This window comes from Microcystis sp. MC19, assembly GCF_003019735.1.
Lineage (GTDB): Bacteria > Cyanobacteriota > Cyanobacteriia > Cyanobacteriales > Microcystaceae > Microcystis.
Genome location: NZ_CP020664.1, coordinates 4,675,873 through 4,695,814 on the forward strand (window position 1 = coordinate 4,675,873; position 19,942 = coordinate 4,695,814).

A 19,942-nucleotide genomic window follows, 5' to 3' on the forward strand; every position below is an offset into this window, starting at 1 on the left:
TATGGGTTTATCTTTAGGTATTGATTTTGGCACGTCGGGAGCGCGAGCGATTGCTATTGATTCTAGCAAAAATATCGTCGCTGAGGTTCATTATCCCTTCACTAATGCCAATTTTCAGGATTGGCAAAAGTCCCTATTTTATTTATTGGATAATCTAGGGGATTCGGTGCGTTCAGAACTTAAATCGATCGCGATTAATGGTACTTCCTCGACGGTGTTATTATGTGATAATTGGGGTAATCCTCTTTCTGAGGCCATATTATACAATGACGGGCGAGGAATTGGGTTTTTAGAAGCAATTAAAGCCATTGCACCCCCTCACCATCCCGTGATTAGTGCCACCTCCAGTTTAGCCAAATTATTTTGGTGGAGTCAGCAAGAAATTTTTTCCCAAGCGCGTTATTTTCTCTCGCAAGCGGATTGGTTAGCATTTCTGCTGCACGGTAAACTGGGAATTAGTGATTATCACAATGCCTTAAAGTTAGGTTATGATCTCGAAAATCTCTGTTATCCCCATTGGTTAGAGAATTTACCGATGTTTAATTTATTACCGCAAATTTTTGCCCCGGGTACAGCGATCGATACTATTAAACCAGATTTAGTGACTTGTTTTGCTATCCCGAAAGATTGTTTAATTTATACGGGAACCACCGACAGCATAGCGGCATTTTTAGCCAGTGGTGCTAATTCTTTAGGGGCTGCAGTGACATCTTTAGGTTCAACTTTAGTTTTAAAATTATTAAGTAGCCAGAGAGTTGATGATAGTAACTATGGCATCTATAGTCATCGCTTAGGAAATTTGTGGTTAACCGGTGGGGCATCGAATACGGGAGGAGCGGTGTTAAAGAAGTTTTTTTCTGATCAAGAATTGAGAAATTATAGTTTAGCAATAGATGGACAAAAAGAAAGTAATTTAGATTATTATCCCCTCCTAAAAGCTGGCGAGCGCTTTCCCATTAATGATCCTTTTTTACCCGCAAAACTGACTCCCCGCCCCGATAATCCTCTAGAATTTTTGCATGGTTTACTAGAAAGTATTGCTCGCATTGAAGCTTTAGGTTATCAGCGTTTACAGGCATTGGGAGCCAATAAATTAGAGCGAGTTTATAGTGCGGGTGGTGGGGCAAAAAATCCGACTTGGAGAATAATTCGTCAGCGTCATTTAGGGGTTCCCGTGCTTTTATCTCAACAGGATCAAGCGGCCTATGGTACTGCCCTATTAGCACAGCAATCGGTTACGCTCTTGAAATAGTCTCATAGGTAGGGTTTGCGGCAAAAAGTTTGTTGGTGGGGTTAGGAGTCGGTCGTTAGGAGATAGGAGATAGGGTGATACGGTTTTGGGGCGATAGGGTGATGAGACAGCTTCCCCACTTCCCCACTTCCCCACTTCCCCACACCCTACACCCTTCGTTAATTAACCATAATAGGGTGGCTCATTACCCGGTTTCCATTTGATATTACAGCCTAAACTGGGTTTTTGGTTCGTCGGCACCGGTTGACCGGCTAAAACCTTGTCAATAGCGGTGCGGAGATCTTTGCCTGTCACCGGTACGCCATTACTAGGACGACTATCATCCAATTGACCGCGATAGACTAGAATGCGCTGACTATCAAAGAGGAAAAAATCCGGAGTACAGGCTGCTGTGTAAGCTTTCGCCACTTCTTGGCTTTCGTCATAGCATAAATTGAATTTAAAGTCAAGAGTTATCGCCATTTTTTTCAAATTTTCGGGCGAATCATCGGGATATTTCTCCACGTCATTAGAACTAATGGCGAGGATGCCCAGATTGGTGTTAGCATAATCGCGACCTAGACGGGTAAGTTCTTCTTGAATGTGTTTAACAAAGGGACAATGTTCACAGAGGAAGATGACTAACAGAGCGGTTTTAGCCGCAAAGCTGTCCAGAGAAATAGTTTCACCCGAAACCACATCGGGTAAGGCAAAACTGGGAGCTTTTGTCCCCAGATCTAACATTGTGGACTCGGTGCGTGCCATAAAGTTTCTACTCTTTTCTATAGGGAGGACTGAGATTTTTATAGCATTTCATGCTTCATCGCGCAAATTTAACGCCTTAATCAGCATCAGTGAACAGTAAACAGTGAACTGATAACTGATAACTGATAACTGATAACTGCCATAACCTACTGAAACTGATTTGGCCAATTTTCGATCACACGCTGACTTTCGCGAGCAATAACTAAAGCGTTATCGGGGACATTTTTAGTGATAGTTGAACCAGCGGCCACGGTGACATTTTTTCCTAATTCTAGAGGAGCTACTAGAACACTATTTGCGCCAGTTTTTGTGCCACTGCCGATCATAGTTTGGTGTTTTTTCACGCCATCGTAATTAGCAGTAATGGTTCCCGCACCCACGTTAACTTTTTCCCCTAAAGTGGCATCTCCCAGATAGGATAAATGGGCAATATTGGTTTTATTGCCGATGTCACTTTTTTTAATTTCAACAAAATTACCGACTCGACAATTAGCCCCAATTTTCGCTTCTCCACGCAAATGAGCATAGGGACCAATACGACAACCAGAATCCACCTGACTATCAGAAATAACCGAAAATAAGACCGTCACATCGCTGCCTATCTGACTATTTTCGATTAAACTCCCAGGACCTATACGACAACCGGAAGCAATTATCGTCTTGCCGCGCAGATGGGTTTGGGGTTCAATAATCACATCGGCACTGAGGGTGACAGTATCCTCAATGGTGACACTATCGGGGTCAATAATGGTGACTCCGGCGGCCATCCAATCATCTTTGACTCTAGTTTGCAGGATATCATAGGCGGCGGCCAATTGTTTGCGATCGTTAATGCCGCTAATTTCTAAACAATCCTCCACATCCACAGCCATGACGGGATCGAGAAAATTGACCACATCCGTGAGATAATACTCACCTTGATCGTTATTGGGCGTTAAATTAGGCAGTATATCCGCTAATTTTGACCAATTAAAGCAGTATATACCCCCATTAATCCGGTGGTTTTGTCGTTGGCCATCGGTACAGTCTCTTTCTTCCACAATCTCCTTAACGAGATTATTGCCATCACAAAAAACTCGACCGTAACCTTTCGGGTTAGGGAGGTTAGCAGTTAAGAGGGTGGCAGCGTTACCATGGTCTTGATGAATCTGGAGAAGATTTTGCAAGGTTTCAGGACGCAACAGGGGAACATCGCCATTTAAGACCAACAAATCCCCCTGAAAGTCCTCTAAATGGGGGATTAACTGCTGAATAGCATGGCCAGTGCCTAACTGTTCCTTTTGTTCGACAAATTCGATATCCGCAAGATGCTGTAGAGTATTTCGCACCTGTTCTCCCTGATAACCGATAATTACCAGTTTTCGCTGGGGATGTAAGGATTCGCTGACATTAAGCACCCGTTCCACTAGCGAGCGACTGCCGAGGGGATGTAAAACTTTCGGAAGGCTGGACTTCATTCGGGTTCCCTTACCCGCCGCTAAAATTGCTACCGCTACCATGGTCATGCTTGCCAATATCGTTCGCGACTGAGTATATCGCACTACGATCCCTTTGGTTGCAAGAATTTTTCCCCTCTTTCATCCTGTGCCAGTTGAGAAACTACCATAAAAAGGTTTTCTTTAAGACATTGTTAAGGTACAATACACAAATTGAAACAATTAAACATAATTAGCACTCTATAGATACCGCTATGACAACTGTACTAACAAAGGAATCGTCCGCCATGAAACAGATTCGCACCACCTACCAGGCTGACCAACAGGTTAAATACCTGCATCTGGAAGCGGAAATCGAGGTACTGCTGCAACAACTGCAAAACCTCAAGCGTAAAAACCAAGAGAATCAACACCTAAATTAAAGAAAATTTCCCTAAGAATTCTCAAATCCCACCCTCTTATCGGCGAGAAGGTGGGAAAATGTTTTTTGAGAATTCCAGATAGGTGTAGATTAATGATCAATTTTGCCTTACAGCAAGCCTTCGCCCGTCGTCATGCCCTGAAAGTGATCAGTGGGTTAAATAATTTCGATCGCTCGCAGGTTCTCTCAGTAGTTAAAGCTGCTACAGCCGGAGGAGCAACTTTCGTCGATATTGCCGCTAATGCTGACCTAATTCGGGCAGTAAAAGCCTTGACAAATTTACCCGTGTGTGTATCGGCCGTTGAACCAGAATTGTTGGTGATGGCAGTGGATGCAGGAGCAGATTTAATTGAGATCGGTAATTTCGATAGTTTTTATGCCCAAGGACGCATTTTTGAAGCGGCGGAAGTTTTAGCCCTCACCCGTCAAACTCGCGACTTACTGCCCGAAATTACCCTGTCTGTGACAGTTCCCCATTTCCTACCCCTCGATGAACAGGTGAGACTAGCAGAAGCTTTAGTTAGTCAGGGTGCCGATATCATTCAAACCGAAGGCGGCACTAGCAGTCAACCCCGTCACGCCGGTATTTTGGGACTGATTGAAAAAGCCGCCCCGACTTTAGCGGCAGCCCACGCTATTTCCCATGCGGTTAAGGTTCCCGTCCTCTGCGCTTCCGGTTTATCCAGCGTTACCGCTCCTATGGCGATCGCTGCTGGAGCGGCCGGTATCGGTGTGGGTTCGGCGATCAATCAATTGGATAATGAAGTGGCCATGGTGGCAGCCGTGCGCGGTTTAGTCGAATCTCTGCAAGCACAACCGGTCTATATTGCCAACTAGAACAAATTTTGTCTAGATACGACGGAGAAGGGGCCGTTTTCCCTTCTCTTTTTCTCTCTGTCACCAGTTATCAGTATTCGGGAGTCAGGAGTCAGGAGGCGGTCGTCAGGAGTCAGAAGTCAGGAGATAGGAGATTATTTTATTTATTCTCCCCACACCCCACACCCCAATTCATAATTCATAATTCATAATTTATAATTCCCACACCCCACTTCCCCACACCCCCAACCCCATCAACTGTGGTAAAATGCGCTATGGCTCAAAACATTAGAGATAGAAGCACTCCACCATGATTCGAGATATCTTCATGCCCGCGCTCAGTTCCACCATGACCGAAGGAAAAATAGTTTCTTGGGTGAAGTCCCCCGGGGAAAAAGTCAGCAAAGGGGAAACGGTGTTAGTGGTCGAATCCGACAAAGCCGACATGGACGTAGAATCGTTTTATGATGGCTATCTCGCTGTAATTTTAGTCGAAGCTGGCCAGGAAGCACCCGTGGGGGAAGCGATCGCCTATATTGCCGAAACTGAAGAGGAAATTGAACTGGCCAAAGCTCAGGGAAAAACCGCCGCAACCGCCCCTAGCAAGCCTGTAGAGACCCCAGAAATCGCTCCGCCTCCCGTTTCGATCCCCGTCGCCGCCGTTAAAGATAATGGCCGTTTAGTCGCCTCTCCCAGGGCCAAAAAACTGGCTAAAGAATTAAAGGTAGATCTGAAAACCCTAGTGGGTAGCGGTCCCCACGGACGAATTACCGCCGAAGACGTAGAAAAAGCGACAGGAAAAGTCAGCACCGCCCCCGCTCCCGTCATTACTCCCCCGCAACCCGTCAGTGTGCCTGTAGCGGCTCCTAAAGCCCCGATTCCAACCAGCGCCCCGGTCGGTCGGACTGTTCCCCTCACCACTCTGCAAAAAGCCGTCGCCCAGAATATGTCGGTTAGCCTACAGGTTCCCACCTTCCAAGTGGGCTACACTATCACCACCGACCCACTGGATCAACTCTATCAACAGCTAAAATCCAAGGGTGTCACCATGACGGCCCTGTTAGCAAAAGCGGTGGCCAACACCCTCGCTAAACATCCTATAGTTAATGCCTGCTATAGCGACGCAGGAATTCAATACCACGGGGCGATTAACGTCGCTGTCGCCGTAGCTATGCCCGATGGTGGCTTAATTACGCCGGTTTTGCGCTCTGCTAACCAGATGGATATCTATTCCCTCTCCCGCAGTTGGAAAGATTTAGTTGATCGCGCCCGCAGTAAACAACTGCAACCGGAAGAATATAATAGCGGTACTTTTACCATTTCTAATCTGGGAATGTTCGGAGTCGATCGCTTTACCGCTATCTTACCCCCCAACCAAGGCGCAATCCTGGCAGTGGGTGCTTCCCGTCCCCAAATCGTCGTCCACAATAATGGTTTATTCGGAGTGCAAAAACAGATGACGGTTAATCTCACCAGTGACCACCGAGTCATCTACGGGGCCGATGCGGCCTCCTTCCTGCAAGACTTGGCTAAACTGATCGAAACCGAGGTACAGTCTTTAACTATGTAATCAGAATCTAGACAGCAGGAGCCAAGGGAGTTTCTCTCTAGCTCCTGTTTTGTTGTTACTAAAAAAATGTAAAGAATTAGCTAAAATGGGTTTAACCCTATCTATCACCCCAAACTATCGCCCAAACAAGGCCAAAAAAAGTGTTAATCTCAGGGAACTTTAAGATCTAAGCTAATATCGGTAAATTAACCCCCGATCTCGCCCTATATATTAAGCCTACAATAATTCGTATTCCCACGCCCTAACGCCTACCCATAGGAAAAAATGATCACAGAGAATAGTCGCTTACGTTCAGAATTTTTAAATACACAGGTTATCACTCGCAATACAGGCAAAAAACTCGGCGTTGTTAAAGATATCCTAGTAGATATCGATCAACGAGAAGTGGTTGCCCTAGGACTCCGCGATAATATCCTCTCCCTGTCGGGAATGCCTCAATATATGTATTTATCGAGCATCAGTCAGACGGGAGACGTGGTTCTTGTTGAAGATGATAACGTCTTGGAATCCGTCGATATCGATGCTTATACTCCCTTAATCGGTAGTGACGTGATCACGGAAACCGGCGAACCTTTAGGCAAAGTCCGCGATTATCAATTTGATCCCCTTAGTGGTCAATTACATTCCATTGTCATCGCTTCCCTGGGATTGCCTCTTATCCCCGAACAATTGATCAGTACCTACGAAATTTCTATTGAAGAAGTGGTTAGCAGCGGTCCGAATCGCTTAATTGTCTTTGAAGGGGCCGAGGAACGTCTCACGCAGGTTAGTGTGGGGGTTTTGGAACGTTTGGGTATTGGTCGTCCCCCCTGGGAAAGAGAAGAGGAAGAAGCTTATTATACCCCCGCTGCTCGTCCAGAAAATCAGTTAGGTACGGGCATTCCCCTCCGCACCCCCGTGGAAGCCGCTAAACCCGTTGAAGAACGCTGGAGTGAGGATGAATGGGAAAAAGAACCCCTGCGTGCCACTCCCCCACCGCAAAAACGGGCCGAGGCTCGTTATTATGAGGAAGAATACGAGGAAGAAGAAGATAACTGGGGAGAAGCTCGCTCAGAACACGCAGAAAGCTTTTCTCGTCCTCAGTACGACGATTACCAAGATAAGGCCGAGGATGATATGTGGGATGATGACGTGGAACCGGATTACAATCCCCCCCGGATCAATATCACCGAGAAGAAAAAGGAAAGAATCCCCGAATACGAAGACGGTTAATCTTTGACAGTCCCCCTATCCATTAGTTACACATTTCTTAACATAAAATTTGACAAAAAAAGAAAAGTGTGCTATGTGGACAAAGGGGGTTCTCTGGGGGGACTAAATATTTTTGGGATCACGTCGAGTGCATTGATTTGTCAGACCTTATAGATGTTCAATGAACTCTTCAACTGTGACTTGGGCTTGTTTCAGAATTCCACTTAATGTACCAACCTTCAATTCCTGATGTACAGGGACAACACAACCGATTTTGCCCTCTTCGGTTTCTTTCTTCATCACAACATGGCTACCTGTTTGACGAACTTGCTCGAAGCCTAAGCGTTCAAGAGATCTAATTGCCTCCCCACTAGAGATTCGTGGCAGCTTAGGCATAACTAACCTCAATACTGGTCACAAATCTAGGGGATGTTTCTGGTAAGGTAAATTCCTCTAGGTAAAGCCGTGTGGCTTCTTTCAATCCAGCAATCGCCTGCTCAATTGTTTCTCCTTGATCTACTGTGCCAACTTCTGGACATTCAGCAATGTACATATTATCTTCTTTGTACAAAATAACAGTAAAGATGCGATTTTTCATGGTGTCTTATCATCTCCAGCTTACTCTGAAAATCATAACATAACTGTTTCCTAATCGTTTGGTTAGAAAATAGTTATGTTTCCTGATCATTGACCCAACTCAAGCTTTTTGAAAAACTCTATAAGATATTAAGTTATTAGTAATTAATCCAATATTGTCCCACCTTCCTAGAATTGAGTGAGAAGATTGTGCAAAAACAAGCGTAGAGTTGATTAATCATTGAAATAAATTTGCCCCAATCAAACCGACTCGATGAACTGCTCGATGTCCGATTCTTACGAACCAAATTTGAGCATAGGTCAATCGGGCTAAAAGTTGATCGGAAGCTGTGAGGCTGTCTTTTGCTACTTCAAAAGCCCCTGTTTCAATATCTATGGCTACAATCTTCCCATGATTGCCTTCCTCGACTTGGGGGCGCACCTGAGATTGATAAATCTCTTTACCACGTCGGGCGAATTCTTCTTTGCTGTAGCGGAGTTGATTAACTGTCATTGTCCTGACCCCGTTGCAACTTTTGCCCCTCTATTTTAACCTAAACATTGGCAATCTTCGCTAACATTTCTCAACTGCGACCACAAAGGCTGCATCGCACTTAGACTCACAGTTTCAATCAATGTGCATGGTGCGTTCCCCAAAAATCTATTGGTGGAGCGGTAGAAGTTGCATTTGGGGAACGCACCCTACAAGATTGCGATCGCAGTGCGTTATACCTTAGCTCTTCGCAGACGCAGTTCTCTGTAACTCTTCCCATCGAACTCCATGACGCAGGCTCGATCAAAAGAGCTTAGATACTCATTATTCATCAACTGCTCATGCGGGCGAAGCATACTTGCGCCGACGCTGCCATCTAAGACAAGTAAAAGCAATGCCTCATCAAATCCATCACGCCATTTCAGAATATTCCGTTCTTTGTCGTCAAGCGCATTCTGTATTAGTTCGTCTGTTGTTTCACCGACCCAAAAGCTATCTGTGTAACTCCAATGAGGGGGGTGATCCCCTTCAAGTCGCATTACGCGAACATAGTCGATTTCTTCAGGCCAATCCGGCCCCCACAACTTTTCAGCACACAAGGTGAAATAATCTCCAATTTTAGGATCATACTTCTCAACCAATTTCACTAGCATCTCAGCTATTTTTCTTTCTCGCCTTGCGATCAGGTCAGCATCACGATAACTGCTAAAGGATACCTGGACATCAATCCATTTGTCGCTACGCCTTGAATGAATGTGGGAACAAGTTTTAACTACAGATTCATATATGCCACGACGCTTACGGTCGCGACTGCCAGACCCCTCTTTCTCGTCATTGAATAGATTCCTGATTTCGATTCCAATCGTAATAGAATCAATTCTTGCTATGATATCGGGTCTTTCCAGGTGATCTGGCACGTGCAGTTCTGCGTAGTGGCTCAATCCTCCTGCATCACGAAATAGCTTGACTACGTTTAGCTCGTAAAGTTTTTGGCTTTCTCTGGTCATGGCTCTAATCGGTATAACTACATATTATACAGAAACTTTCTGCATAACAGTCTCCAGAGCAACGATAGGGGTCAACTTCCTGTATATCACCCCGTCTTACAACATATATACTCATTTGTCAATAGGTAGTAATATTTAATCTGCTTATACTTCGAGTTTTGGTCTGAAAATGGGCGATCGATAGTCAAGCGATCGAGAGATGGGGAACAACTTATACTAAATCCGTTGAGTATAGGCTACATATCAAGACAGACAAAAGGCACTCATGCAAAAGGGAGAATAAATAATCAGTCTTTAATAACCAGATTTAGGATTATTTAACCTTCAATCCGGGCTATCACCGGGCAACCAATCTTCGATCACCTGCGCGATAGTATAGGGACAAAACTCGGGAAAAATGCTGAGGACTAAACCTGTTTGTCTGGCGGCTTCTCGACGCGCTCTGGTGTATTCCTTATCCAAAATTTGCGCGGGATAACCGCGTAAACTGGGACTATCCTCTAATTTGCGACGAATTTGCGATCGCCCATCATTGATGGAATCCAGCCAACTATCGGAGTGCCGTTGGGGTTGATATTGCCACTTGAGCAGATGAAGCAAAATTCGCTCCATTTGAGAACCAATCGCACTGCGTTCACTTTTCCCCAAATCCTCGATTTCCTCGATTAAATGCTCCCAGTCAATGGCATCCCAGCGTTGTTCCCGCAAAAGTTGAGCCGTATCCCGGGCCCAGAGAATTAAATCGCAATCGTAGGTGGTTGGCATAACCGGTTCCCTGTTTTTCAAGCTTTTCGGGTCATCTCTCCTGTTGTCACGAGTACCATGATCAGAACCTCACCGACCCTGCAGCTACAGCAGCAGAAAAGCTGGTGATATCAGCCCCTGGGCCGAACAACTCGAAGCCTGAAACGTTCATGATGCCGTTGATTACATAGTTACCCGCACCCACCCCGGCAGTGATTGTGTAGGTGCCAGGATTGAAAACCAGCGTATCTTGACCGCTGCCCCCCTGAAAAGTTCCTCTGCCGAAGCCTTTCAGGGTGTCATCGCCTGCACCTAGATTCGTTATACCGCTTCCGGCGAAACCACCGATTAAGGCATCAACTAAGTCCCGGTCACTGCCTGTATCAATGGTGCCATCGTTGTAGATACCGATGCTGCCAGATCCCATGCCAGATCCGATGATGTTGTCCTCGCTGATGCCCGTGTTGATGGTGACACCGGTGCTAATGTAGATGCCAGTGCCGCCAGGTCCCGTTGCGGATCCTATGATGGTGTCTTTATCGGGGCTGGTGTCAATGCTGATGCCGGCATTGATGTTACCGCTGGTGGTGTAGATGCCATAGGCTTTACCAGTTCCCGTGATGCGGTCGTCGCCGCTGCTGGTGTCAATGGTTCCACTGTTGTAGATGCCATAGTTCATACCAGCTCCCGTTGCAGATCCCGTGATGGTGTCATTGCGGATGCCGGTGTTGATGGTGTAACCAACACTGTTGTAGATGCCATAGGTGATACCAGTTCCCGTTGCAGTTCCTGTAATGCTGTCGTTATCGGCACCGCTGCCAGCACTGATACCAGTATTGATGGTTCTACTGTTGTAGATGCCATAGGTGAGACCATTTCCCGTGATGCGGTCGTTGCCGATGCCAGTATTGATGCTGCCGGAAGTAAGGATGCCATGGATACCACCAGTCCCCACGATTTCGTCGGAGCCGATGCCAGTTTCGATGGTACCGCTATTAGTGATACCAGAGCTACCAGGGCCAGATGCCGTTGCAGTTCCTGTGATGGTGTCGTTATCGGCGATGGTGCCACTGCTGATGCCGGTGTTGATGGTACCCAGGTTACTGATGCCATAGGCGAGACCAGATCCACTGATACGGTCGTCGCCGCTACCAGTGATGATGTTCCTGAAGCTGTTGTTGTAGATGCCGGAACTGTCAGATCCCCCAGCAGCTCCCATAATGGTGTCGTTGTCGGCACCGGTGTCAATAGTGCCGGTGTTGATGATGCCATGGATGGCACCAGTTCCCGTACTTTCAGTGCCACCTGTGATACTGTCGTTGCCAGCACCAGTATTGATGGTGCCACCAGTGTTGTTGATGCCGGCCGTGACACCATAACCGTCTCCTGTAATGGTGTCGTTGCCAGTGCCAGTGTCGATAGTACCGTCATTACTGATGCCGTAGTAATGCCCCCACCCTCTGATGGCGTCGTTGCCGGTGCCAGTGTTGATAGTGCCGCGGTTGATTTGGATGCCGTCGCCGCCACTACGTACAGATGTATCTTTAACTCCTGCAATGTGGTCGTCACCGTCACCGGTGTCGATTCTGCCAGAGTGGTAGATGCCAGATGCACTCCCTGTGGCAATTCCCCCAATGATATCCCTACCGCTGCCGGTGAGGATAGTGCCGGTGTTGTAGATGCCGCACCAGCCCTCTCCCGTGATGCTGTCATCATCGGCGCCGGTGCCACCGGTGTTGATGGTGCCAGAGTTGTTGATGCCGTAGCCGCTACCAAAACTACGACCCTCGATTCGGTCGTTGCCGCTGCTGGTGTTGAGGGTGCTCCTGCTGTTGAGGCCGATGCCGCTGATACCAGATCCTGTAGGCGTAGTTCCAGTAATGCGGTCGCCGCCGGCCAAAGCATCGACAGTCACATCAGTCGGAACAAGCCAACCTTCTGGAGAGGAAGCCAAATCCGCACCTGCCGTGAACGTAAATCTTGTGCTAAGATCGTAAGCCATGATCTTAAGTTCTTTTTTGCTAATAGAAACGTCATGGTAAAACACATACAAGAATTTGTCAATAGGTAGTAATATTGAATCTACTTATACTTCGAGTTTTGACCTGAAAATGGGTGATCAGATCAATAGAGCAGCAATTATTGTAGTTGGGTTGACCCAAGGAAACCCAACCAAGAGTAACCTTTGGGGTGGTTGGGTTGCGCTTTTTCAAGCGAATTGAGCTATTTTCGCCCCAGTATTGTTTCGCCCAACTCAACCCACGAGGCGATGCGCTCTGCTACGCAGTGCCTTTGGCATCGCACTATGAAGGCTTAAAACCTAAACTGAAACCGAGTTGAATACAGACTGCTTTCTCTATTTCTTGCCAATAAACGTCTTCTAAAACACCCTGTTTATTCTTAATTCTTTGAGAATCTACAGCCCTCATTTGACTTAAGTAGGTAGGCACAATTATTTGTAGGATGGGTTAGCGGTAGCGTAACCCATGCGGGCGTTGGGTTTCATGCTTCAACCCAACCTACGTTCATTTTATATTTAATTCCACCCACCTACTTAAGTTGATGTGTCGATCTCCGTCTAGTCCATTCTGCACTGTCGGGGTAATATTGACAACAAAAGGATAAGTCCTTTTCCCAGGCAACAATGGAGCAACTATTGTCGTTGTTCCATTTTGATTGCCAATATCGTTTTGTAAAATCAGGCAAGGGCGTTCTTTATCGGTTTCATAACCAACAACGGGTTTCAGATCGACCCACCATATCTCTCCTCGCTTATAGGTTAGTCTTCCATTAGGCATTTAGACCATCGCCCACTGCAATATCCCAGACAGAAATTTCTGCTTGCATCTCTGGATCATTGGCCTGATCTTTATAAGCATCTTCTAGCTCTTTCATAAAAACCCTTTTCTTCTCTTGCCAGAGAACATCATTGATAAAGCGGCTACGATTGCTTGCTAGTCGATCTACAAAGTCCAAAACTTCGTCGTCTAAGGTTATGCTAACTTTCTTACTCATTGCCCTAAACTGCCCACGACAGCCCAGTAGGATTAGCTCATCATACTAACTAATCCTACATTAATTGTCAATGCCTGCCTCTGATCTTTAAGTAGATTGAATGTCTAACGCTTGAACTCACCCGCCGTCACTAACTTTGGATGATAGCAGTAGTTTAGCAATTATTTTAGGTTGGGTTGACCCAAGGAAACCCAACAAAGAGTAACCTTTGGGGTGGTTGGGTTGCGCTTTTTCAAGCGAATTGAGCTATTTTCGTCCCAGTATTGTTTCGCTCAATCCAACCCCCGCGGCTTAGACTCACAGTTTCAATCCATGAGCATGGTGCGTTCCCCAAAATCGATCAGTGGAGCGGTAGAAGTTGCATTAGGGAACGCACCCTACAAGATTGCGATCGCACTGTCAGAGGTAAGGTCAAAAAGCCTGTGAACCCTGTATCAATAACAGCATCAATTACTTGCCTCTGTTTACTCTCATTGCTTACGACTAACCTAAGCCTCGCCTCGCAGTTTTGATCAACAATTCCGTTCATCATAAAGTTAAAGCAGACGACCTACGCCAAAGCGGTGAACGCCTTTATGTCCAATTCGGACACGCCAGATTTGAGCATCAGGGTTTCGTTCAAGCAATCGATTAGAAGCAGTTATTGTGTCATTGGCAAGCTCAAAAGCACCTGTTTCAATATCTATGGCTACAATCTTCCCATGATTGCCTTCCTCGACTTGGGGGCGCACCTGAGATTGATAAATCTCTTTACCACGTCGGGCGAATTCTTCTTTGCTGTAGCGGAGTTGATTAACTGTCATTGTCCTGACCCCGTTGCAACTTTTGCCCCTCTATTTTAACCTAAACATTGGGAATCTTCGCTAACATTCCCCAACTGGGCCCACAAGAGCGGCATTGCATTTAGACTCACAGCTTCAATCAATGTGCATGGTGCGTTCCCCAAAATCGATCGCTGAAGCGGTAGAAGTTGCCTTAGGGAACGCACCCTACAAGATTGCTAACCAATAACCTCAATGGTCCGGTGCATTGGGGTTGTTAGGTTCGCGATCGCCATGACTTTGGATCACGCCGACCATGAAAAATTGCGGTCACAACGACCCGACTTGAAATCACTCGATAGTAGACAGCATATGGGAATCGTCTGATGACTGCTCGTCGAATGTCCAGATAAACGATTGCATAAGACTCTGGCATCATGCCGATCTGATTGAGTAAGTCATCTACACAATCAATAAATTCATCACCCAAACCAGCTTGTTGACTCTCATACCAATCATAGGCATCCCTGAGGTCGTCACGGACTTCTGGACGAAATACCAGTACATACTTCATGCTTGCTTTCTGACTGATGCTTTCATCTCTTCCCAGGTGAGGACGTTATCGGGATCATTATTATGACCCTCAATCCGCTGATCGAGTTCGTGTTTTTGCGCCTCGGTTAAATCAGGATACACCTGTTCCACTGCAATACTGTCCCAAATCGCTTGAACCAGAAGGATTCTATCCTCAACACTTAAAGTTGTAATTTCATTTAGTGTAGCCGCGATATCCATACAGACAAGCTCCCGATTCAGATTGAGCGAGTAGTTCTAACAAGTTGTCATGGGTTCGGACTTGAAGCGTTAGTTTAGGCATACATAGTGATGACTCAAATACTAAGCGACCTGACTATACATTATAGGTCAACTTTCTGCATAACACTCTCTGGGGTAACGATATAGGTCAACTTTCTGCATATCACCCCGCCCTACAACATATATACTCATTTGTCAATAGGTAGTAATATTTAATCTGCTTATACTTCGAGTTTTGGTCTGAAAATGGGCGATCGATAGTCAAGCGATCGAGAGATGGGAATGACCACGACTTTAGGAGATTATGCAACGGTGAACAACTTATCGGCAGGTTTCCAGGGGGCTAAAACCATAATCCGGGAGATTCCGGGCATCTCCGCAAGTCAGCTAAGAGCCATTGACCCCAGAAAAAATCTTCAGAGCTATAACTACTATAACTAATAGCCGCTCCCCAATAACTGATCACTGAGAGACAGCTAAACTAAAAAGCCGTGCTAAAATCAGCATATCTAGGGTCGCTTGTGTAGGTGATGGATAGGCTATGTTTGAAAGATTTACGGAAAAAGCCATTAAAGTAATCATGCTCGCCCAAGAAGAAGCCCGCCGCCTTGGCCATAACTTCGTGGGAACAGAGCAGATTTTACTAGGACTAATTGGAGAGGGAACGGGAGTTGCCGCCAAAGTCCTCAAGTCCATGGGTGTCAATCTCAAAGATGCGCGCGTGGAGGTGGAGAAAATCATCGGTCGCGGTTCCGGATTCGTAGCCGTGGAAATTCCCTTCACCCCCAGAGCCAAACGAGTTTTAGAACTCTCCCTCGAAGAAGCCCGTCAACTGGGCCATAACTATATTGGCACAGAACACCTCCTTTTAGGACTAATTCGCGAAGGGGAAGGTGTGGCCGCTAGGGTTCTGGAAAATCTCGGCGTGGATCTCTCGAAAGTTCGCACCCAAGTGATCAGAATGTTAGGGGAAACCGCCGAAGTGGCCGCCGGTTCATCTTCCCAAGGTCGCACTAAAACCCCGACTCTTGATGAATTTGGTTCCAATCTCACCCAAATGGCCAGCGAGGGTAAACTCGATCCCGTGGTCGGCCGACAAAAGGAAATCGAGCGCGTTATCCAAATTCTCGGTCGTCGTACCAAAAATAACCCAGTCCTAATCGGGGAACCGGGGGTCGGTAAAACAGCGATCGCAGAAGGATTGGCCCAACGCATTGCTAACAAGGATATTCCCGACATTCTCGAAGAAAAACGGGTTGTCACCCTCGATATCGGCTTGTTAGTGGCGGGAACCAAATATCGCGGCGAATTTGAGGAACGCCTCAAAAAAATCATGGACGAAATTCGCCAAGCGGGTAACGTCATCCTTGTGATCGATGAAGTTCATACTCTCATCGGTGCTGGGGCAGCCGAAGGGGCGATCGATGCGGCCAATATTCTCAAACCGGCTTTGGCCCGGGGAGAACTGCAATGTATCGGCGCGACGACCTTGGATGAGTATCGCAAACATATCGAACGGGATGCGGCTCTAGAAAGACGTTTTCAACCGGTTATGGTCGGTGAACCCTCCGTAGAAGAAACGATCGAAATTCTCTACGGTCTCCGGGAACGCTACGAACAGCACCACAAACTAAAAATCTTAGATGAGGCCCTGGAAGCGGCGGCGAAATTGTCCGATCGCTACATTAGCGATCGCTTCTTACCGGACAAAGCGATCGATTTAATCGATGAAGCTGGTTCGAGAGTGCGCTTGATTAATTCCCAATTGCCACCGGCTGCCAAGGAATTAGACAAGGAACTGCGGCAAATTCTCAAACAAAAAGATGACGCGGTGCGCGGTCAAGACTTCGAGAAAGCCGGGGAATTGCGCGATCGGGAAATGGAAATCAAAACCCAGATCCGGAATCTCGCATCTACCAAAAAAGGCGAAGATGGCAACGATGAACCCTTTGTGGATGCCGAGGAAATCGCCCACATCGTCGCTTCTTGGACTGGGGTTCCCGTCAATAAACTGACCGAAACCGAATCCGAGAAACTGCTGCACATGGAAGATACCCTACATCAGCGTCTCATCGGTCAAGAGGACGCAGTAAAAGCGGTGTCTCGTGCCATTCGTCGCGCTCGCGTCGGTCTGAAAAATCCTAACCGTCCCATTGCTTCCTTTATCTTCTCCGGTCCAACGGGGGTGGGTAAAACCGAGTTAACTAAAGCTCTGGCCGCTTATTTCTTCGGTTCTGAAGATGCGATGATCCGTCTCGATATGTCGGAATACATGGAACGGCACACGGTTTCTAAGTTAATCGGTTCGCCTCCGGGTTACGTTGGTTACAACGAAGGGGGACAATTAACGGAAGCGGTGCGTCGTCGTCCTTATACGGTGGTGCTATTCGACGAAATCGAAAAAGCTCACCCCGATGTCTTCAATATGCTTCTGCAAATCCTTGAAGATGGACGTTTGACCGATGCCAAAGGTCGCACGGTGGACTTTAAAAATACCCTGTTGATCATGACCTCGAACATCGGTTCTAAGGTGATCGAGAAGGGTGGCGGTGGTTTAGGTTTCGAGTTTGCTGATAATCAAGCCGAGGCCCAGTATAATCGCATTCGATCGCTGGTTAATGAGGAATTAAAACAGTATTTCCGTCCAGAATTCCTCAACCGTCTCGATGAGATTATTGTCTTCCGTCAACTCAATAAGGAAGAAGTCAAGGAAATCGCCGAAATCCTGCTCAAGGATGTGTTTAAACGTCTGACAGAACAAAATATTACTTTGTCTGTTACTGATAAGTTTAAAGAACGCTTGATCGAGGAAGGTTATAATCCGGCCTACGGCGCTCGTCCCTTACGTCGTGCGATTATGCGTCTGTTGGAAGATGTTCTGGCTGAGGAAATTCTCTCCGGACGGGTTTCTGATGGGGATACGGCTATGGTCGATATCGATGAGGAAGGTAAGGTGAAAGTAATTTCCGGTGAAAGACGTGAGTTAATCGCTCCCGTGATTGAATAACTTCTCACTGGAATTAGTTAAATAAAGGGTGGGCTTTTTGCTCACCTTTTCTCGTAAAGATAGGGGGAAAAAGTGCGATGAAAGTTTGGGTTGTGGGCTGTGTTTTGTTATTTTTGTTGGTGGAATTTTATCAGTGGGCAAAGGGTTTTATTTTACCTTTACCTATCTATATTTTTGCTGGAGCTTTGCTATCGATCGCTTCTAATTATTCTCAAGATATGAGCAATTTATTTGCTAGAAATGAACAGGTTTATCAAACTGCTAGTTTAAGTGATGTTCCTGACATTTTGACGGCAGAAACCGCAATTACCAGCCTAGAAGCGGCAGATCAGAAGATAGTAAAAAGCGGTGTCGCTGAATCAAGACATGAAGACTAAATTGTGCCTCCTATCCACAAGTTACCTTAGTGCTAGGTTTTAAAAATTGCCGAGAGGACAATTGATACTTAAAATCAGCAACGCCCTATAACTTTTCAAACAGGTTCTAAGAATAGATGATCATGAAAACAGTCACAAAATTAGCTCTTATTGCCCTACTCTGGATAACAATAATCAATCCTGCCAACTTACCTCCAGATACCGATGTTAGGCTAAAAATGGCCCATGCCCTGTGGACAGGAACTGAGGAAGTTTCTTTACCCCCAAATTATCGTCCTTCCTCTCGATTAGACCGTGTTGGTGTTTTAGGAGTAGATGGAAAACGATATGAAGCTTATGATATAGGACAATCATTATTAATGTTGCCCGCAGATTGGATTGGCACTCAACTCTCTAAAGTTTTTCCTAGTATTAAGCCTTATTTATTACGAGAATTTGCGGTTAGTTTTCTTGTAGTTATCCCTCTAAATGTATTAGTTGTTCTCTCTTGTTATTGGTTACTTAGACTATTTGATTTTCAGGAGAAAATTGCGGCATCTGCTAGTTTGATTTGGTTGCTAGGTACTACCGTTCTCCACTATGCACAAACTTTTCAACAAAATAATCCAGTCCTACTTTGTGTGATTTTAGGTTATGCTTGTGCTTTAGCTTATATTAAAACTAACAAAGTACCTTATGTTTTTTTGAGTGGATTGGCAATCGGAGCAGCTATTATAATTCGCTCCACAACTATCATTTATGCTCTCACAGTTTTTGGGTTTCTAATTAGCTGTCTAATTTATAAAAATTTCAAGCTTAATCAAATCTTTAAGACAGCCATACTCTGGAACGTCGGCTTATTTCCTTTCCTTTTTGTCAGTAGATTATTTAATTACTTACGCTTTGGGGATTTTTGGACAACGGCAGCATCCTTAAGCATTGAGCAAATACGCAATGGAGCAATCTTTTCAGGGTTGCCAGAATTGCCCCCTAATTATCCTTTCATACACCCTCCCTACGTTGGTATTCTCGGCGTTCTCTTCTCGCCAGCTAAAAGTATATTTATTTACGACCCGTTTCTTTTACCATGTTTAGTATTAGGGATTATTTTATTTAACAAATTAACACCTTATATACGAATATATTTTATTTCCTCAATTTTTGCACTTGTCTTTCATATTATCTTAACCAGCAAACTGGATTTCTGGCATGGAGATGGTTCTTGGGCTGCTCGTTATCACGTTACCTCAGTTCAGCTACTACTTCTCCCCTTAATAGCTTTGCTAATCTTAGAGATGTTATCGGTTAATCGGCTCAAACGATGGTTAATTAGCAGCTTGGTTGTTCTTTCTATTTTGGTTCAATTTGCTTCTCTTGTCTTTGACCCTAGTGTAAATAGTGGTGCGGTCAACTTTGCAGAACCAAAAAGTTTTTTGAGGTTTCGTTTAGGTGAACGTATCGACAGTGTTAGTTGCTTAATTGGTCTTTCTCGATCCCAAAGTTGCTTAACTGAGGAAAAGTACAGTAAGTCTGCTCTCGCCGGTAGAAAGTACAGTAAGTCGGATCTCGCCAGTAGGGTGTATTTCTGGCCTCTTAAATCCAACAAAGCGCAAGGATTGCTCTGGAAAATTTGGGGATTCCTCTTGCTCACAGCTTTGATCAGCACTCTACTTTTCCTGGTGATTGGGTAAGCTGTTCGTAATTTAAATTGCTTGTTGAGACGAGGCAAGAGGTAAG

Annotated in this window: 20 protein-coding genes and 3 pseudogenes; 8 read left to right on the forward strand and 15 right to left on the reverse strand. The window is 45.7% G+C overall.

Features of this window, described 5'->3' with window-relative positions; translation table 11 throughout:
• Nucleotide 1 precedes the first annotated feature (1 nt).
• Nucleotides 2–1,252: an FGGY-family carbohydrate kinase gene (locus B5D77_RS23830; protein WP_008199573.1), complete on the forward strand. Its 1,251-nt coding sequence runs from the start codon at nt 2–4 to the stop codon at nt 1,250–1,252.
• 162 nt (nt 1,253–1,414) lie between these two features.
• On the opposite strand, the gene B5D77_RS23835 is transcribed toward B5D77_RS23830, so the two are convergent.
• Together B5D77_RS23835 and glmU are read right to left on the reverse strand one after the other, a co-directional pair.
• Entirely contained in the window at nt 1,415–1,996 is a 582-nt protein-coding gene (locus tag B5D77_RS23835; protein WP_008199574.1) for a thioredoxin family protein, read from the reverse strand.
• Nucleotides 1,997–2,142: 146 nt separating this feature from the next.
• Nucleotides 2,143–3,495, reverse strand: a complete 1,353-nt coding sequence (gene glmU, locus B5D77_RS23840; RefSeq protein WP_008199576.1) for a bifunctional UDP-N-acetylglucosamine diphosphorylase/glucosamine-1-phosphate N-acetyltransferase GlmU — start codon at nt 3,493–3,495, stop codon at nt 2,143–2,145.
• A 191-nt stretch (nt 3,496–3,686) separates the two neighbouring features.
• On the opposite strand from glmU, the gene B5D77_RS26390 reads away from it, so the two are divergent.
• The 4 genes from B5D77_RS26390 to B5D77_RS23860 all read left to right on the forward strand — a co-directional run bounded on the left by B5D77_RS26390 (nt 3,687) and on the right by B5D77_RS23860 (nt 7,451).
• On the forward strand, nt 3,687–3,854 hold the full coding sequence (locus tag B5D77_RS26390) for a hypothetical protein (protein WP_002756735.1): 168 nt from the start codon (nt 3,687–3,689) through the stop codon (nt 3,852–3,854).
• Between the two features lie 92 nt (nt 3,855–3,946).
• Nucleotides 3,947–4,690 carry a DUF561 domain-containing protein gene (locus B5D77_RS23845; protein ID WP_008199580.1) on the forward strand — a complete coding sequence of 248 codons (744 nt, stop codon included), beginning with the start codon at nt 3,947–3,949 and terminating at the stop codon, nt 4,688–4,690.
• A 289-nt stretch (nt 4,691–4,979) separates the two neighbouring features.
• Nucleotides 4,980–6,239, forward strand: a complete 1,260-nt coding sequence (locus B5D77_RS23855; protein WP_106909783.1) for a dihydrolipoamide acetyltransferase family protein — start codon at nt 4,980–4,982, stop codon at nt 6,237–6,239.
• Between the two features lie 264 nt (nt 6,240–6,503).
• Entirely contained in the window at nt 6,504–7,451 is a 948-nt protein-coding gene (locus tag B5D77_RS23860; protein ID WP_106909784.1) for a PRC-barrel domain-containing protein, read from the forward strand.
• A 147-nt stretch (nt 7,452–7,598) separates the two neighbouring features.
• Here the strand turns inward: B5D77_RS23860 and B5D77_RS23865 are convergent, their stop codons facing one another.
• The 13 genes and pseudogenes from B5D77_RS23865 to B5D77_RS23930 form a co-directional block, all read right to left on the reverse strand.
• Nucleotides 7,599–7,826 carry a type II toxin-antitoxin system HicA family toxin gene (locus B5D77_RS23865; RefSeq protein WP_008199586.1) on the reverse strand — a complete coding sequence of 76 codons (228 nt, stop codon included), beginning with the start codon at nt 7,824–7,826 and terminating at the stop codon, nt 7,599–7,601.
• On the reverse strand, nt 7,819–8,028 hold the full coding sequence (locus tag B5D77_RS23870) for a type II toxin-antitoxin system HicB family antitoxin (protein ID WP_002734849.1): 210 nt from the start codon (nt 8,026–8,028) through the stop codon (nt 7,819–7,821). Before B5D77_RS23870 ends, B5D77_RS23865 begins: the two co-directional genes overlap by 8 nt.
• 216 nt (nt 8,029–8,244) lie before the next feature.
• Entirely contained in the window at nt 8,245–8,520 is a 276-nt protein-coding gene (locus B5D77_RS23875; RefSeq protein WP_002801699.1) for a hypothetical protein, read from the reverse strand.
• A gap of 212 nt (nt 8,521–8,732) precedes the next feature.
• Nucleotides 8,733–9,506, reverse strand: coding sequence for a hypothetical protein (locus B5D77_RS23880; protein ID WP_106909785.1), 774 nt, complete (start codon nt 9,504–9,506; stop codon nt 8,733–8,735).
• Nucleotides 9,507–9,830: 324 nt separating this feature from the next.
• Nucleotides 9,831–10,271 (reverse strand): DUF29 domain-containing protein, encoded by a 441-nt coding sequence (locus B5D77_RS23885; RefSeq protein WP_008199593.1) that lies wholly within the window; start codon nt 10,269–10,271, stop codon nt 9,831–9,833.
• Between the two features lie 61 nt (nt 10,272–10,332).
• Nucleotides 10,333–12,252 (reverse strand): hypothetical protein, encoded by a 1,920-nt coding sequence (locus tag B5D77_RS23890; protein WP_149037237.1) that lies wholly within the window; start codon nt 12,250–12,252, stop codon nt 10,333–10,335.
• Between the two features lie 301 nt (nt 12,253–12,553).
• A pseudogene (locus tag B5D77_RS28245) lies at nt 12,554–12,688 on the reverse strand (type II toxin-antitoxin system PemK/MazF family toxin); the annotation flags it as partial.
• An 87-nt stretch (nt 12,689–12,775) separates the two neighbouring features.
• Nucleotides 12,776–13,048 carry a type II toxin-antitoxin system PemK/MazF family toxin gene (locus B5D77_RS23900; RefSeq protein WP_253257794.1) on the reverse strand — a complete coding sequence of 91 codons (273 nt, stop codon included), beginning with the start codon at nt 13,046–13,048 and terminating at the stop codon, nt 12,776–12,778.
• A complete protein-coding gene (locus tag B5D77_RS23905) occupies nt 13,041–13,265 on the reverse strand; it encodes a hypothetical protein (protein WP_004158853.1) in 225 nt (74 codons plus the stop codon). The genes B5D77_RS23900 and B5D77_RS23905 overlap by 8 nt, the downstream gene beginning before the upstream one ends.
• A 394-nt stretch (nt 13,266–13,659) precedes the next feature.
• Nucleotides 13,660–13,797 (reverse strand): annotated as a pseudogene (locus B5D77_RS28250) (clan AA aspartic protease); the annotation flags it as partial.
• 4 nt (nt 13,798–13,801) lie between these two features.
• Entirely contained in the window at nt 13,802–14,068 is a 267-nt protein-coding gene (locus B5D77_RS23920) for a hypothetical protein (RefSeq protein WP_106909787.1), read from the reverse strand.
• 235 nt (nt 14,069–14,303) lie between these two features.
• Entirely contained in the window at nt 14,304–14,600 is a 297-nt protein-coding gene (locus B5D77_RS23925; RefSeq protein WP_008199612.1) for a type II toxin-antitoxin system RelE/ParE family toxin, read from the reverse strand.
• Entirely contained in the window at nt 14,597–14,821 is a 225-nt protein-coding gene (locus tag B5D77_RS23930) for an addiction module protein (RefSeq protein ID WP_008199613.1), read from the reverse strand. Before B5D77_RS23930 ends, B5D77_RS23925 begins: the two co-directional genes overlap by 4 nt.
• 562 nt (nt 14,822–15,383) lie before the next feature.
• Here B5D77_RS23930 and B5D77_RS23935 point away from each other — a divergent pair.
• The 3 genes and pseudogenes from B5D77_RS23935 to B5D77_RS23945 all read left to right on the forward strand — a co-directional run bounded on the left by B5D77_RS23935 (nt 15,384) and on the right by B5D77_RS23945 (nt 19,896).
• Nucleotides 15,384–17,849, forward strand: coding sequence for an ATP-dependent Clp protease ATP-binding subunit (locus tag B5D77_RS23935; protein ID WP_004160623.1), 2,466 nt, complete (start codon nt 15,384–15,386; stop codon nt 17,847–17,849).
• A 77-nt stretch (nt 17,850–17,926) separates the two neighbouring features.
• A pseudogene (locus B5D77_RS23940) lies at nt 17,927–18,207 on the forward strand (hypothetical protein).
• Between the two features lie 141 nt (nt 18,208–18,348).
• On the forward strand, nt 18,349–19,896 hold the full coding sequence (locus B5D77_RS23945; RefSeq protein ID WP_106909789.1) for a glycosyltransferase family 39 protein: 1,548 nt from the start codon (nt 18,349–18,351) through the stop codon (nt 19,894–19,896).
• Nucleotides 19,897–19,942: the final 46 nt, after the last annotated feature.

What these genes read in the sequence shown, in the direction of transcription:
- glmU (WP_008199576.1), bottom strand. Translation starts at nt 3,495, where the DNA reads ATGGTAGCGGTAGCAATTTTAGCGGCGGGTAAGGGAACCCGAATGAAG.
- B5D77_RS23905 (WP_004158853.1), bottom strand. Translation starts at nt 13,265, where the DNA reads ATGAGTAAGAAAGTTAGCATAACCTTAGACGACGAAGTTTTGGACTTT.
- B5D77_RS23830 (WP_008199573.1), top strand. Translation starts at nt 2, where the DNA reads ATGGGTTTATCTTTAGGTATTGATTTTGGCACGTCGGGAGCGCGAGCG.
- B5D77_RS23890 (WP_149037237.1), bottom strand. Translation starts at nt 12,252, where the DNA reads ATGGCTTACGATCTTAGCACAAGATTTACGTTCACGGCAGGTGCGGAT.
- B5D77_RS23925 (WP_008199612.1), bottom strand. Translation starts at nt 14,600, where the DNA reads ATGAAGTATGTACTGGTATTTCGTCCAGAAGTCCGTGACGACCTCAGG.
- B5D77_RS23930 (WP_008199613.1), bottom strand. Translation starts at nt 14,821, where the DNA reads ATGGATATCGCGGCTACACTAAATGAAATTACAACTTTAAGTGTTGAG.
- B5D77_RS26390 (WP_002756735.1), top strand. Translation starts at nt 3,687, where the DNA reads ATGACAACTGTACTAACAAAGGAATCGTCCGCCATGAAACAGATTCGC.
- B5D77_RS23945 (WP_106909789.1), top strand. Translation starts at nt 18,349, where the DNA reads ATGAAAACAGTCACAAAATTAGCTCTTATTGCCCTACTCTGGATAACA.
- B5D77_RS23900 (WP_253257794.1), bottom strand. Translation starts at nt 13,048, where the DNA reads ATGCCTAATGGAAGACTAACCTATAAGCGAGGAGAGATATGGTGGGTC.
- B5D77_RS23880 (WP_106909785.1), bottom strand. Translation starts at nt 9,506, where the DNA reads ATGACCAGAGAAAGCCAAAAACTTTACGAGCTAAACGTAGTCAAGCTA.
- B5D77_RS23865 (WP_008199586.1), bottom strand. Translation starts at nt 7,826, where the DNA reads ATGCCTAAGCTGCCACGAATCTCTAGTGGGGAGGCAATTAGATCTCTT.
- B5D77_RS23855 (WP_106909783.1), top strand. Translation starts at nt 4,980, where the DNA reads ATGATTCGAGATATCTTCATGCCCGCGCTCAGTTCCACCATGACCGAA.
- B5D77_RS23875 (WP_002801699.1), bottom strand. Translation starts at nt 8,520, where the DNA reads ATGACAGTTAATCAACTCCGCTACAGCAAAGAAGAATTCGCCCGACGT.
- B5D77_RS23935 (WP_004160623.1), top strand. Translation starts at nt 15,384, where the DNA reads ATGTTTGAAAGATTTACGGAAAAAGCCATTAAAGTAATCATGCTCGCC.
- B5D77_RS23845 (WP_008199580.1), top strand. Translation starts at nt 3,947, where the DNA reads ATGATCAATTTTGCCTTACAGCAAGCCTTCGCCCGTCGTCATGCCCTG.
- B5D77_RS23835 (WP_008199574.1), bottom strand. Translation starts at nt 1,996, where the DNA reads ATGGCACGCACCGAGTCCACAATGTTAGATCTGGGGACAAAAGCTCCC.
- B5D77_RS23860 (WP_106909784.1), top strand. Translation starts at nt 6,504, where the DNA reads ATGATCACAGAGAATAGTCGCTTACGTTCAGAATTTTTAAATACACAG.
- B5D77_RS23920 (WP_106909787.1), bottom strand. Translation starts at nt 14,068, where the DNA reads ATGACAGTTAATCAACTCCGCTACAGCAAAGAAGAATTCGCCCGACGT.
- B5D77_RS23885 (WP_008199593.1), bottom strand. Translation starts at nt 10,271, where the DNA reads ATGCCAACCACCTACGATTGCGATTTAATTCTCTGGGCCCGGGATACG.
- B5D77_RS23870 (WP_002734849.1), bottom strand. Translation starts at nt 8,028, where the DNA reads ATGAAAAATCGCATCTTTACTGTTATTTTGTACAAAGAAGATAATATG.